At 72.6% G+C, this 12,630-nt stretch carries 13 protein-coding genes; 7 read left to right on the top strand and 6 right to left on the bottom strand.

Annotated elements, in window-relative coordinates:
* Window positions 1-224 precede the first annotated feature (224 nt).
* The 3 genes from GT354_RS43810 to GT354_RS43800 all read left to right on the top strand — a co-directional run bounded on the left by GT354_RS43810 (window position 225) and on the right by GT354_RS43800 (window position 1,902).
* Entirely contained in the window at window positions 225-1,058 is an 834-nt protein-coding gene (locus GT354_RS43810; protein WP_237536048.1) for a HipA family kinase, read from the top strand.
* Window positions 1,058-1,444 carry a DUF3037 domain-containing protein gene (locus GT354_RS43805; RefSeq protein ID WP_161362675.1) on the top strand — a complete coding sequence of 129 codons (387 nt, stop codon included), beginning with the start codon at window positions 1,058-1,060 and terminating at the stop codon, window positions 1,442-1,444. Before GT354_RS43810 ends, GT354_RS43805 begins: the two co-directional genes overlap by 1 nt.
* A 281-nt stretch (window positions 1,445-1,725) precedes the next feature.
* Window positions 1,726-1,902 (top strand): hypothetical protein, encoded by a 177-nt coding sequence (locus GT354_RS43800; RefSeq protein WP_161362673.1) that lies wholly within the window; start codon window positions 1,726-1,728, stop codon window positions 1,900-1,902.
* A gap of 79 nt (window positions 1,903-1,981) precedes the next feature.
* Here the strand turns inward: GT354_RS43800 and GT354_RS55225 are convergent, their stop codons facing one another.
* The 3 genes from GT354_RS55225 to GT354_RS43785 all read right to left on the bottom strand — a co-directional run bounded on the left by GT354_RS55225 (window position 1,982) and on the right by GT354_RS43785 (window position 6,400).
* Window positions 1,982-2,821 carry an N-acetylmuramoyl-L-alanine amidase gene (locus GT354_RS55225; RefSeq protein ID WP_237536047.1) on the bottom strand — a complete coding sequence of 280 codons (840 nt, stop codon included), beginning with the start codon at window positions 2,819-2,821 and terminating at the stop codon, window positions 1,982-1,984.
* A gap of 187 nt (window positions 2,822-3,008) precedes the next feature.
* Window positions 3,009-5,426 carry an FtsX-like permease family protein gene (locus tag GT354_RS43790; protein WP_161362672.1) on the bottom strand — a complete coding sequence of 806 codons (2,418 nt, stop codon included), beginning with the start codon at window positions 5,424-5,426 and terminating at the stop codon, window positions 3,009-3,011.
* On the bottom strand, window positions 5,423-6,400 hold the full coding sequence (locus tag GT354_RS43785; protein ID WP_161362669.1) for an ABC transporter ATP-binding protein: 978 nt from the start codon (window positions 6,398-6,400) through the stop codon (window positions 5,423-5,425). The genes GT354_RS43790 and GT354_RS43785 overlap by 4 nt, the downstream gene beginning before the upstream one ends.
* A 109-nt stretch (window positions 6,401-6,509) precedes the next feature.
* On the opposite strand from GT354_RS43785, the gene GT354_RS43780 reads away from it, so the two are divergent.
* The 3 genes from GT354_RS43780 (at window position 6,510) to GT354_RS43770 (ending at window position 9,748) form a co-directional block, all read left to right on the top strand.
* A complete protein-coding gene (locus GT354_RS43780) occupies window positions 6,510-7,688 on the top strand; it encodes a histidine kinase (RefSeq protein ID WP_161362667.1) in 1,179 nt (392 codons plus the stop codon).
* Window positions 7,689-7,693: 5 nt separating this feature from the next.
* Complete coding sequence (locus GT354_RS43775) at window positions 7,694-8,326, top strand: response regulator transcription factor (RefSeq protein WP_346012447.1); 633 nt, start codon at window positions 7,694-7,696, stop codon at window positions 8,324-8,326.
* Between the two features lie 201 nt (window positions 8,327-8,527).
* Entirely contained in the window at window positions 8,528-9,748 is a 1,221-nt protein-coding gene (locus tag GT354_RS43770) for a beta-ketoacyl-ACP synthase II (RefSeq protein ID WP_202512956.1), read from the top strand.
* A 48-nt stretch (window positions 9,749-9,796) separates the two neighbouring features.
* On the opposite strand, the gene GT354_RS43765 is transcribed toward GT354_RS43770, so the two are convergent.
* Window positions 9,797-10,489, bottom strand: a complete 693-nt coding sequence (locus tag GT354_RS43765) for a hypothetical protein (protein ID WP_161362662.1) — start codon at window positions 10,487-10,489, stop codon at window positions 9,797-9,799.
* Window positions 10,490-10,753: 264 nt separating this feature from the next.
* On the opposite strand from GT354_RS43765, the gene GT354_RS43760 reads away from it, so the two are divergent.
* Window positions 10,754-11,245 carry a GtrA family protein gene (locus tag GT354_RS43760; protein WP_161362660.1) on the top strand — a complete coding sequence of 164 codons (492 nt, stop codon included), beginning with the start codon at window positions 10,754-10,756 and terminating at the stop codon, window positions 11,243-11,245.
* Between the two features lie 19 nt (window positions 11,246-11,264).
* Here GT354_RS43760 and GT354_RS43755 read toward each other — a convergent pair whose 3' ends face one another.
* Entirely contained in the window at window positions 11,265-11,744 is a 480-nt protein-coding gene (locus tag GT354_RS43755) for an RICIN domain-containing protein (RefSeq protein ID WP_202512955.1), read from the bottom strand.
* Between the two features lie 277 nt (window positions 11,745-12,021).
* Window positions 12,022-12,630, bottom strand: a 609-nt coding sequence (locus tag GT354_RS43750; RefSeq protein ID WP_237536046.1) for a hypothetical protein, incomplete at its 5' end; no start/stop codon positions are given.

Below are 12,630 nucleotides of genomic sequence, written 5' to 3'. Positions count from 1 at the left end.
ACGCCGATACCGGGCTCGGGTTCGGTGACGCCGGACGTGGTTCGACGAAGGGGCACCCGGGGACAACGGCGCGTCGTGGCGGGTGTGTTCCCGGACCCGGGCGCGCGGGATGCGACGGCGCGTTCGGGAGGTGGTCGGTTCCGGTGTCGCGCGCGGTGCGTCAGCGGGCCCGAATGCGGCGGGGCGAGTGTTTTTCGGCGCGGGCGGCGTGGCATTGTTCGGGGATGCTTCCCCTGGTCCACGCCATTCGATACGTCACGCCCATGCGTGAGGGCGGTTCGCTCCCCGGTCTCGTGGAGGCCGACGATCTGGGCACCTACGTGGTCAAGTTCCGCAGCGCGGGACAGGGCCCCAAGGTGCTGGTCGCCGAGATCGTGGTGGGCGAACTGGCGCGCCGGCTCGGCCTGCCCGTGCCAGCGCTGGTCCGGGCCGAGGTGGATCCGGTGATCGCTCGCGGCGAGCCGGACCAGGAGGTACAGGAGCTCGTCAAGGCCAGTGCGGGGCTCAACCTGGGCATGGACTTCCTGCCGGGTTCGGCCGATTTCACTCCCGCGACCTGGGAGCCTGACCCGGAGCTGGCGGCGCGCGTGTTGTGGCTGGACGCGTTCACCTCCAACGTGGACCGCTCGTGGCGCAATCCGAACCTGCTGGTGTGGCACGGCCGGTTGTGGCTGATCGACCACGGTGCGGCGTTGTGGTTCCACCACGCGTGGAAGGCCGCCCAGGCGGCGGCGACGCGCGCGTACGACGCGACCGACCACGTGCTCGTGCACATAGGCGGCCCCGGGTTGGCGAAGGCCGACGCGGAACTCGCGCCGCGGGTCACTCGCGAACTGTTGACCGAGGTGCTGGCGCTGGTCCCGGACGAGTGGCTGATCTCGGGCGACGCCGAGATCGCACTCGGCCTGGACTCCCCCGACGCGCTGCGCGAGGCGTACCTCGGGCACCTGCTCGCCCGGGTGACCGCGCCGCGCACGTGGCTGCCGCGGATCCCCCCGGCGGCGGCCTCGCGGCAGGATGTCCCGAAGACGTCGAACCGACCGGATTGGCTCAAGTGATGGCGGCGCCGCGGGAGTTCTTCGAGTACTCGATCATCCGACTGGTCCCCCGCGTCGAGCGCGGCGAGTGCCTCAACGTGGGGGTCGCGCTGTACAGCCAGGCGTTCGACTTCCTGGGCGCGCGCACCCATGTGGAGCAGTCGCGGCTGTGCGCGTTGGATCCGGACGCGGACGTGACGCAGGCGCGCGCGGTGCTCGCGGCGTGGGAACTGGTGTGCGCGGGCAGCGAGGCCGCGGGGGCTCCGGGGGCGGAGCCGGTGGGACGCCGGTTTCGCTGGCTGACGGCGCCGCGGAGCACGATCGTGCAGCCCGGGCCCGTGCACGGCGGGCTCACCGCGAACCCGGCGGCAGACCTGGACCGGTTGTTCGATCTTTTGGTGCTGTGACCCTTCGGGCCGGTGCCGCCGCGCCCCCGCCGTCCGGTGCCTTTCCCTTCGGGCCGGTGTCGTGCCCTTTCGGTCCGGTGGTGGCGTGACGTTTCGGTCCGATGGTGCCGTGACTCCTCGGTCCGGTGCCGTGCCCCTTTCGTTTGTTCGTGCCGTGACCCCTCGATGCGTGGGCGCGCGATCTCGAATGCGGGGCTTCGATCGGCGTTGCCATCTGTCGACAACGGGTTGACCTGCGCTACCTTGCGGAACACCGGATCTTTCCGGACGTGGAGGCGACGATGGCGATCCGCACGTATGGTCCGCAGAGTCGGGGCATGGTGGTGTGCACGCTTGTGCTGCTCGGCGTGCTCGGTGTGTACAGCGCGGTGTACGACGCACCGGCGTGGACGTGGTTGGTGTGGTCGCTGCTGGCGATCGCCAGCGCGCTCCTGGTGGCCACCGACCGCGGGATATGAGTCCTGGGGGTGCACGTGACTCACCCGTTTCGCGCTCGGACGAGCGTGAAGCCGCGCACGGACGACGGCGAAACCGCGCTCACACGACGGTGAAACCGTGCTGGGCGCCGAGGCGACCGAGTGAGTCGCGGCCGGGGATGCCGTCGGCGTCGGCGCCCTGGTAGCCCAGCCGGCGCTGCCACTCGGCGTATGCCCGCACGGTCGCGGTGCCGTAGTGGCCGTCGGCCAGGTTCTGCGCGAGCAGGCCCTCGGCGACCAGTGCGTTCTCGACGGTGCGCGTGCCCTCGTAGGTGACGGGTGTGCCGGCGCGGGCCGGGTCGGATGTCGCGGCGGCGACCAGGTCGCCGAGGTCGACGGCCGGGCGCGGTGCGGGGATCGATGTCGAGGGTGAGCCGCCAGCCCCCGCGACGATGCCGGGGAATACACGGTCGTTGAACTGTGCGACGCGTGCGTCACCGGGGCACGCGGTGCCGCCGATGGACCATTTCGCGAAGAGCCGGTGGTAGCCGAAGCCGGGGTCGTCCCACGCGCGGCACACCCGCAGCGGGATGTCGTGCTGTTGGTGGAGCCAGACGCCGAGCCGGATCAGGCTGTCGATCTGGGCGTCGGTCCAGGGGTCGGTGTGTTCGAGGTTGGACGCGCTCTCGACGCTGACCGCGCCGGTTCCGTCGGAGCGTCGGTTCGCGGACGCGTTGGCGTCGGCGCGGGTCTGGGTGCCGATGAACTGGAACAGCGAGCCGTCGTAGGACAGTCCGAAGTGGCTTTCCAGGTTCGTCGAGTCGCGCCAGTACTCGTAGATCCGCTGCCCCGTCCACGGTGCCGCGATCGAGTGGCAGATCAGCTGGGTGGGGCGGATCGCGGGCTGGGCGTCCGATTCGGGTTGCAGCTCGCGCTTGGTCGCGCCGGGGTACCAGGCCATGGCGGCCTCCTTCGGGGTGGGAAGCGGGTCCGCTGATGCCCATGTTCGCGACGAATCGTCGGGTTTTGGGTAAATATCAGGAAGCTCGTACCAACCGGAAGGGCGGCCGCCATACTACGTCCCGTACATGTGCACATACTTGTTGTGACTGGATGTGGGGCGCCGACGCGGTGGGTTGCGGGCCGGGTCACGCCGTTGTCGTCGAGGCCCGCATCGCCCGATGGGCCGGCAGTACGCTCGCCGCCAACGCGAGCGCCAGGCACGCGCCCACCGCCGCGGTCACCGGCGCCCAGGGAAGCACGAGGTCGACCGGTACCCCGAGGCTGCCTTCGAGCCCGGCCCGGATCCCGAGCAGCGACGGCACCGCCACCAGGCCGCCCAGCACCGCCCCGAGCGCTACCGTGAACGTGGTTTCCCCCGCCACGCTCCACAGCACCTGGCGGCGCGTCGCCCCGGACCGGCGCAGCACACGGAAATCCGTGACGCGGCCGGCGCTCGCCATCAGGAGCGTGTTGGCGACGGCCAGGCCGGTGTAGCCGGCCGACATGGCGACCATGAGCAGGGTGAACACCGCGACGAGATGGTCCTCGTCGGCGTCGGCACGGCCGGCGTACGTCGTGACGGCGATCTCGACCGCGCCCAGCCCGGCCGGAAGGTTCGCGGGGGCGGCGCCGGTGCGGTAGACGACGTCGGTCAGTGCGCTCGGGTCGTGGGCACGCAGGGTGTCATGCGCGACCAACGCGCCGTACGGGACCGAGCGGTCGGTGAGCACGGCGGCGATGCGCAGGGTCGGGGTGCGGCCGTCCTCGAAGGTGAACTCGACGGTGTCGCCGGGCCGGCGGCCGAGCCCGGCGAGGGTGGTTTCGGTGAGCGCGACGGTGTCGGGGGTGCGCAGGTCGGCGAGGGAACCGGCGACGACGTCGAGGCGGTCGTGGGCCGCGGCGAACGTCGCGGGGTCGATGCCGACGATCGCCGTGGCGGTCGCGGCGGGGCCCGCGTAGCCGGTGCCGGTGAGCAGGGCGCTGCCGTCGACGGCGGTGACCGCGGCGTCGGACAGGCCGGGGGTGCCTTGCCCGACGACCGCGCCGTGCGCGCGAACGGTCGCCGTGGCGTGGTCGGTGAACGCGTTGGCCGTGGTCTGCGTGTTGCCGGTGATCAGCACGACGAAGCCGACCGTGGCGAGCACCGGGGCGACGGTGGACGCGGTACGGCGTACGGCGGTGCACGTGTTCTCGCGGACCAGGAGCGCGGTGGCGCCGGCCCGGTGGGCGAGCGGGCGGGTCACGGCCCGGGCGAGCGGGGCCACGAGGGCGGGCGTGAGCAGGGTGGCGCCGGTGATCAGCGTGGCCGCGGTGCCCAGGGCCCAGGTGACCATGTCGGCCGGCGCGGCGAACGCCGACGCCGCGGCGCACCCGATGCCGACGGCGATACACGCGATACCGACGCCGCCGCGGGCCCGGCTCATCGGCCGCTCGTCGACGGCGGCCTCGCGCAGCGCGTCGAGCGGGTTGATCCGGGCGGCGCGACGGGATGCGGACCACACCGCGGCGAGCGCGGTCAGCACGCCCGCGGCGAACGTCGCGGCGAGGATCCACGCGCGCACGTGCACGGTGAAGCCCGCCGGTTCGAACCCGGCGTCGACGAGGACCCGGGCCAGGGCGGACGCGGCGCTCGCGCCGATCGCCACTCCCGCGGCCGAACCGAGCGCGCCCAGGACCGATGCCTCCCGGTACAGGCTGCGGCGCACCTGGGTGGGGGTGGCGCCGATCGTGCGCAGGAGGGCGAGTTCGCGGTGGCGAGTGGTGACGCCGAACGCGAAGGTGGCCGCGACGACGAGGATCACCGCGAAGCCGGCGAGGGCCGCCATCGCGGTGATCACCTGGGCGCCGATCCACGCGGTGCGGGCGTCGGCGGCCGGTGCGAGTCGGTCGCGCGCGTCGCCGGTCAGGACCGAGGCGTCGGGGGCCAACGCCCGTGCGGCGGCGGCGATCTCGTGGGGCGCGGCGCCGGGGGCGAGGTGCACTCCGATGGTGCGGACGCCGCCGGCGAGGGCGCGGGCGGCGTCGTCGGTGACGTAGTAGCCGGGGCCGTCGACGGTGCCGCTGACCGTGTACGGGGCGGGGCCGAGCGCGGTCAGCAGGGTGACGGTGTCGCCGGGGTGTCGGCCGAGGGCTTCGTCGAGGACGACCTCGCCGGGGTCGTGCGGGGCGCGTCCGGCGGTGAGGCGGTAGGGCGCCAGGGTCGCGCTCGACCAACCGTGGCCCTGACGCTCGCCCTTGGCCTGATGTTCGGCGAGGAGGTCTTGGGCGTAGAAGGAGCGGTCGGCCACGGCGGTGCGGACGCCGGGGAGGGCGGCGAGGGCGCGGGTGAGTTCGGCGGTGCGCTCGGGCGACCAGGGCGCGGGCTCGGCGAACTCGCCGTCGGCGACGGCGCCTTGGCTGCTGTGCACGAGGACGGGGGTGCCGGCGTAGCGGGCGGGGACGCCGCTGCCGCCGGTGAGCAGGACCAGGACGCTCGCGGTGAGGATGGCCGCCCCCACGGACAGGGCGACGAGTGAGCCGGCGAGCGCGGTGCCGCGTTCGCGCAGTCCGGCCAGGGTGTTCACGCGGACACCTCGGCGGCGGCGGTACGGGCGGCGATGGTCTCGGCGGCGCAGCGGTAGGGGATGTCCTCGATCACGCGGCCGTCCGCGAGCATGACGACGCGGTCCGCCCAGGACGCGGCGGCCGGGTCGTGGGTGACCATCACCACGGTCTGCCCGTGGTCGTCGACGAGGCCGCGCAGGAGGGCGAGGACCACGCGCGAGGTGGTGGTGTCCAGGGCGCCGGTGGGCTCGTCGGCGAACAGCACGGCGGGGCCGGTGATCAGCGCGCGGGCGATCGCGACGCGTTGTTGTTGGCCGCCGGAGAGTCGGCTCGGGCGGTGGTGTGCGCGGTCGGACAGGCCGACGGCGCGCAGGGCCCGGTCCACGGCGGCGGGGTCGGGACGACGTCCGGCCAGGCGCAGCGGGAGGGCGATGTTTTGCGCGGCGGTGAGTGCGGAGACGAGGTTGAGCGCCTGGAAGACGAAACCGACGTGGTCGCGGCGCAGGTGGGTGAGCGCGCGCTCGTCGAGGTCGCGGGTGGGGGTGCCGGCGAGGGTGACGTCTCCCGTGGTGGGGCGGTCCAGGCCGGCGGCGCAGTGCAACAGCGTGGATTTGCCGGAGCCCGAGGGGCCCATGACGGCGGTCATGGTGCCGGCGGCGAAGTCGAGGGTGACGTGGTCGAGCGCGGTGACGGTTTCGCCGGCGCCGGTGCGGTGGAGGCGGGTGACGTCGTGGAGTCGGACGGGGGCGGGAGGTACGACGTGGGCGGGGTGCGCGGTGGTCGCGGGCCGCGTGTGTGTGGTGCCGTTCGGCGGGGTGTGGTCGGCGTGGGAGTCCGGCGGAGCGTGGTCGGCGGGGGCTCCCGGCGCGGTGAGGTCGGCGCCGTTGTTCGGTGCGGCTTGGCCGGGGCGGTCGTTGGACGGGCTCGGCGCCGCACTGTCGGCCCGGTCGGTCGACGGGCTCGGCGCGGTGGGGTCGGGGTGGTTGGTCGGCATGGGTCGAGTCAAGGGCCGGGGAGGTGGTCGGCGCACGGGTGCCTGGACTGGTTCGGATACTCCACCTGGCACTACTGTCCGCGGCGTCGGGGCCGGCTACGGTCGAGCGGTGATCCCTCGTGACGTGTTGGCGGCGCTGACCAGGCGCCCGTTCGGTTTTCTGGGTTCGGCCTGGCCGTGGCGGGCGGCGGCGTACCTGCTGTCGGGCGGTGTTCCGGGGGTCGCGGGCGGGTTGGCGGTGGCCGGAATCGCCGCGTCGTGGGAGCGGATGGGGTTGTTCGCGGCGATGGTGTGCGTGGGCCTGCTTCTGGTCGTGCTCGCCGTGGTCGCGGGGCCGTTGGAACGGCGGCGGTTGGCTCTGGTGGCCCTGGACGCGCGGCCGGTGCGGGGGTCGTTGCGGGAGAGCGCCGGGTGGCGCGGGCTGGGCTACGGCGCGGTGTCCGTGCTGACGTTGGGGTGGGTGGACCTCGCGGTGCTGTTCGTGTCGCTGGGCATTCCGGGGGTGTTGCTGAGCGCCCCGTGGCAGCCGGACGCGACGCGGTGGGCGTCGGTGGGCGGTGTCCTCGCGGGCGTGGTGTTGCTGCCGGTGGCGGCGTATCCGATCGCGGCGTGGGCGGGTGCCCGCGCGGCGATGGCGGTCGCGGTGTTGGGTTCGCGGGACGCGGAGCTGGGCGAGGTACGGCGCTCGCGGGCGCGGTTGGTGGACGCGTTCGAGGCCGAGCAACGGCGGATCGAACGGGATCTGCACGACGGCGCGCAGCAACGCCTGGTCGCGTTGACGATGAAGCTGGGCCTGCTCCAGTTGGATCTGGCGCCGGAGTCGCGGGCGGCGCGCGAGGCCGCGGACGCGCACCGGATGGCGAAGGAGGCGCTGACCGAACTGCGCGAGTTGATCCGCGGCGTGCATCCGCAGGTGCTGACCGAGCGGGGCCTGCCGGCTGCGATCCGCGATGTGGCGGGCCGCTCGCTCGTCCCGGTGGACAGCGACGTGCAGGTACCCAGGTTGGCGTCGTCGGTGGAGGTGGCGGCGTATTTCGCGGTGTGTGAGGCGCTCGCCAACGCGGCCCGGCACAGCCGCGCCGAGCGGTGTCGGGTGCGGGGCCGGGTGGTCCACGGCGTGTTGGTGCTGGAGGTGTCGGACGACGGGCGCGGGGGCGCGGATCCGGCGGCGGGTTCGGGTTTGACGGGGCTGGCCGATCGGGTCGCGGCGGTGGACGGCAGGATGCTCCTGTCGAGTCCGGTGGGCGGGCCGACCCTGGTGCGAGTGGAGATACCGTGCGGCGCTTGAGCGTGGTGATCGCGGAGGACGCGGTGCTGTTGCGCGAGGGCCTGGTGGGCTTGTTGGAGCGTTTCGGGCATGCCGTGCCGGCCGCCGTGGGGGACGGCCCGGCGTTGGTGGCGGCGGTGCTCGAACACGCTCCCGACGTGGTGATCGCGGACGTACGGATGCCGCCGGACTACACCGACGAGGGGTTGCGGGCGATACGCGAACTCCAGGCGGTGCGGCCGTCGTTGGCCGTGTTGGTGCTGAGCCAGTATGTCGAGCAGACGTTCGCCGACGAGCTCTTGGACGCGCGTGCGGGGGTCGGTACGGGTTACCTGCTCAAGGATCGGGTGGGGGACGTCGAGGAGTTCGTGGACGCGGTGGTCCGCGTCGCCGACGGGGGCCTGGTGGTCGATCCGGAGGTGGTGCGACAGTTGCTCGCGCGTCGGCGGGATCCGTTGGCACGGGTGACCGCGCGCGAGCGCGAGGTGCTCGCGCTGATGGCCGAGGGCCGTTCGAACGCGGCGGTCGCGCGGGCATTGGTGGTGACCGAAGCGGCGGTGTCCAAGCACATCGCGAGCATCCTGGCGAAGCTGGATCTGCCGCCCGCACCTGACGATCATCGACGGGTTTTGGCCGTTCTGGCGTATTTGCGGGGCTGAGCACCGCTTGATCCGATTGTAGGGTCTCCACAAGTAATCGGACGTCCTCCTATCGGCCGCAACACCGGGTCGAACATGTTTACCCTGGCAGCGTTGCGGTAGCGGTGATCGCTTCGCCGAAGGCGGACGGTGGCGGACGGTTTGCCGGTGTCGTGTTCCGACAACGCTCGACAGGCATTTCGACAGGCATGAGGTGGCTCGATGACGGTGCGCAGGACCGATGTGGTGGTTACGGGGCTGGGCGCGACCACGCCTCTCGGCGGTGACGTGCCCACCACGTGGGCGGGATTGCTCGCCGGCGAGTCCGGTATCGCCGTCCTCGACGAGGAGTGGGCGAACGCGTTGCCGGTGCGGATCGCGGCCCGCTTGCGGGTCGAGCCGGAGACCGTCCTGGGCCGGGTCCGGGCCCGACGTCTGGACCGATGCCAGCAGGTCGCGCTCGTCGCGGCGGCCGAGGCGTGGGCCGACGCGGGCACGCCGTCCGTCGAACCGGAGCGGCTCGCGGTGGTGGTCGGCACCGGGATGGGCGGCGGGCTGACCATGCTGACCCAGGCCGACGTACTGCGCGAGCGTGGCTGTCGCCAGGTGTCGCCGTTCACGGTGCCGATGTTGATGCCCAACGGGTCCGCGGCGCAGGTGGCGATGGAGTTGGGCGCGCGGGCGGGCGCGTACGCGCCGGTGAGCGCGTGTGCCTCGGGCACCGAGGCGATCGCGTACGGCCTGGACCTGATCCGGCTCGGCCGCGCCGACGTCGTGGTCTGCGGTGGTGCGGAGGCGACGATAGGCGCCCTGCCGTTGGCCGGGTTCGCACAGGCGCGGGCGCTGTCGACGTACGAGGGTGACCCGACGGTGGCGTCGCGGCCGTTCGACGTGGGGCGCGACGGGTTCGTGATGGGCGAGGGCGCGGCGCTGATCGTGCTGGAGCGCGCCGAGTTCGCGGCGGCGCGTGGCGCCCGGGTGTACGCGCACCTCGCGGGCGCGGGGGTCACCTCGGACGCGCACCACATCACGGCCGGCTACGGCCCGGGTCAGGCGCGGGCCCTGCGGATGGCGATGTCGGAGGCCGGCGTCACCGGCGCCGAGATCGAGCACGTCCAGGCGCACGCGACGTCGACGCCGGCGGGTGACCTGTTGGAGGCGTCGACGATCAACGACGCGATCGGTCCGCACGTCGCGGTGACCGCGATCAAGTCGATGCTGGGCCACCTGTGCGGCGCGGCCGGCTCGATCGGCGCGATCGCGGCGATTCTCGCGCTGCGCGACGGGATGATCCCGGCGACCCGCAACCTCGAATCGCAGGACCCGGACATCGACCTCGACGTCGTGGTCAAGGAGCCCCGCGAAGGCGCCTTGGACGTGGTGGCGGCCAACGCCTTCGGCTTCGGTGGCCACAACGCGGCCCTGGTCTTCACCGGCAGCTGAGCCGACCGGCCCGCCGCGAGAGGTCGACGCGCCCTCTCCCCCGGACCCTCACCCGCTCGCGTACGGATAGCCGATCTCGTGGAGGTCGGCTGTCAGTTCGGCGAGCGTGGCGTCGGGGTTGAGGGCGGCGGCGACGGCTTCGGTGAGCGGAAGGTTCGCGTACACGTGCCGGATCGCGGGGAGATCGACGGGAACCTCCCAGTACTCCTCGACGAACCGCGCGTAGGCGTGCGGGCTCGGGTCGGTAAGCAGCTCGAACAAACGATCCGCGCCGTCGGCGTCGCCGGTGTGCAGGCCGCTGCCCTCGGGGAAGGCGATGTCGCCGGCTCGCCAACGGTCGTCGGTGGGTTCGCGCCACAGGCACACGGTCGCGACGAGTTGCCCGGCTTCTTCGCAGAACGCGGGTTCCTCGACGCACGAGCGGAACGCCTCGGGCACGGTGTCGACGACGCCCGGCCACGGGGCGCCGTATCCCCGCCGGCCGAACGGGGTCATCGGCGACTCGTGATCGAAGCCGCGAATCCACACGCCCGCCGTCGAGAAGACGATCGAGTACTCGTCGCCGGATCCGTTACGCATCGACGCCATGTGCTCCCCGGGCGCCCAGGTGGAGTCGTACGAGTAATAGCGCTCCTCCCATCCGTCCGGGCTCAGCACCGCGTCCAGCATCGCCAGAGCGCGGCATACCTCGCGTAGGCGGGACGGTTCGGGCAGACTCTCGGCGATCTTGTACACGGTCATGGCCGGATCCCATCGGTTCGCGCCGACAACCGGGTGTTGCGGACATCCGGCACACCGGTAAACCAGGTGCGCGGGCGTCGGCTCACCGGCAAGCTTGACCGGTGCCGCAGCCGTCCCGCGCCGAGGGTCGGGTTGCCGCGAGAAGCCTTGAACAGCCTTGTCGGAGAGGGGTTTCGGCGCATCACCATGTCTTTACCGAGCAACACCCGCACATCACGTGAATCAGGAACGTTTCTGGCCTCATTCGTTCCTAGTCTCGAGGACATGAAGACCACGGGGAACACCACCGCAGACACCACGAAGACCGGCGCGATCACGGCCTTCGCGCGGTTCGTGGTGTTCGGCGGCGGCACCGGGATCGCGTCGGCCGCGGCGCTGGTCGCGCTGTCCGACTCGATGCCGATCGCACTCGCCAACGCGTTCGTGACCGTGGTCTCCACCGTGCTGGCCACCGAACTGCACAGCCGGTTCACCTTCCGCGGCAGTCGCGGCGGCCTGCGCGCGCACGCGCAGTCGGCGGCGAGCGCGCTGGCCGCGTACCTGTTCACCACCGCCGCGATGCTGGGCCTGCGCGCGGTCGCCCCGCACGCGGACGCGCTCGTCGAACAGGGCGTCTACCTGGGTGCGTCGGGGCTGGCGGGGATCGGCCGCTTCGTCGTGCTGCGCGTGTTCGTCTTCGCCCGCCCGAGCGGCGGCACCCGCGCGACGTCGCCCACCCGGGCGCTGGCCCGCGCGCACGTGGTCACCGCCGCGTAGCGCTGGCCCGCGCGATCGGTCAGCGCGCTTCGAGCGCCCACCACTGGGCGGGGTGGTCGGTGTCCTCCCACTGCCGCACGTTGCCACCGGGCTCGGTGTCGGCGTCGGCGACCTCCAGGAGGAGACCGCTGACGTAGTTGATCAGGGTGACTTGGCCCGGGGCGTCGGCGTGCTGTTCGAGGATCCACTCCTGCGCCCCGAAGTTGTTGGCCCGCCACAACTGCACATTGGCGCCGTTGTCCTCGGAGGCCCCGGTCACGTCCAGCCGCTTGCCGCTCACGACGTGCTCCAGGTGGTACACGGCCCCACCGTCGTGCACGGCGGTGATCCGCCAGTGCTGCCCGGCGGTGTCGTCGGCCTCGACCTGGACGACGTTGGCACCGCTGTGCGTGCGCCCCTCCTCGACCGCCAGGACCAGACCACTGTGCACGTTTCGCAGCACGTACAGGCCCTCGGTGATGCCGCCCACGGTTCGCCCTCGCCGATCCTCGTCGATCATGAACGTCCCACCCTGCCACGCGCGCCCACCCGACTCCCCACCGGGACACGACCGTTGCCGACCCACCCCCGGTCCCGGACCGAGCCGCCCCGTGCGGCTGCTTTCACCTCCTTCCCCGGGACTGCTCCGACGCTGCCGAGGACGGCCGCGAACCGTTGCCCGCGACGCAGGTCCGCGGGTTCGAATCGGCTGTGGCTTCCGACCCTGGGCAACGCCCCGCACGCTCACGGGTCCGCACACGTCGGATCCGACTCGACGTGCGGCCGTCGACACCTCGTCAGCCGCACTTCTCTTCCGTCTTGGCGGCGCCGAGCCGTACCGGCTGACCGCTGTACACCGCGCCCGCCGCCGGCTCCTGCGTACAGACCTTCCAGTTGCTTTCGACGATGACGATGCGGTCACGGCCGGAGACGTCCTTGACGGTCACAGCCGCACCTGCGGGCAGCGCACCGCGAGCAGCCTTGACCCCCTTGCCGACCAGATCGGGCATCGCCGTACCGGGGACGACCGCACCCGGCGACTCGGCCCCGGCGGTCCCGGGGCAGGTTTCTTCGAGCTTGACTGCGGCGAACGTGATGGTGGCGTCCGGGTCGATCAGCCCCGGCTGCGGGTTCTGGGAGCACACCTTCCAGTTGCGGTCCCAGACCTGGTAGCGGTTCTGCCCGAGAGCGTCCGTCGACTTCAGCCGGCTGAATCCGGCGGCCTGGGCCCCGTCCTGTGCGCTCTGTAAACCCTGGCCGACGAAGCTCGGCAGACTCCTGGGGATGGTCCCGCCCGGTGTCCCGGCCGGCATCGGCTCGGACCCGCTCCCGGCGCCGGCAGGAGTGGTGACCGGGCCCGGCGAGGCGGCGACCGGCGCGGTCGAGGTGCCGCCGGGCGCGGTCGT

Source organism: Streptomyces sp. SID3343 (genome assembly GCF_009865215.1).
Lineage (GTDB): Bacteria > Actinomycetota > Actinomycetes > Streptomycetales > Streptomycetaceae > Embleya.
This window is presented reverse-complemented; position numbering and strand designations above follow the sequence as displayed.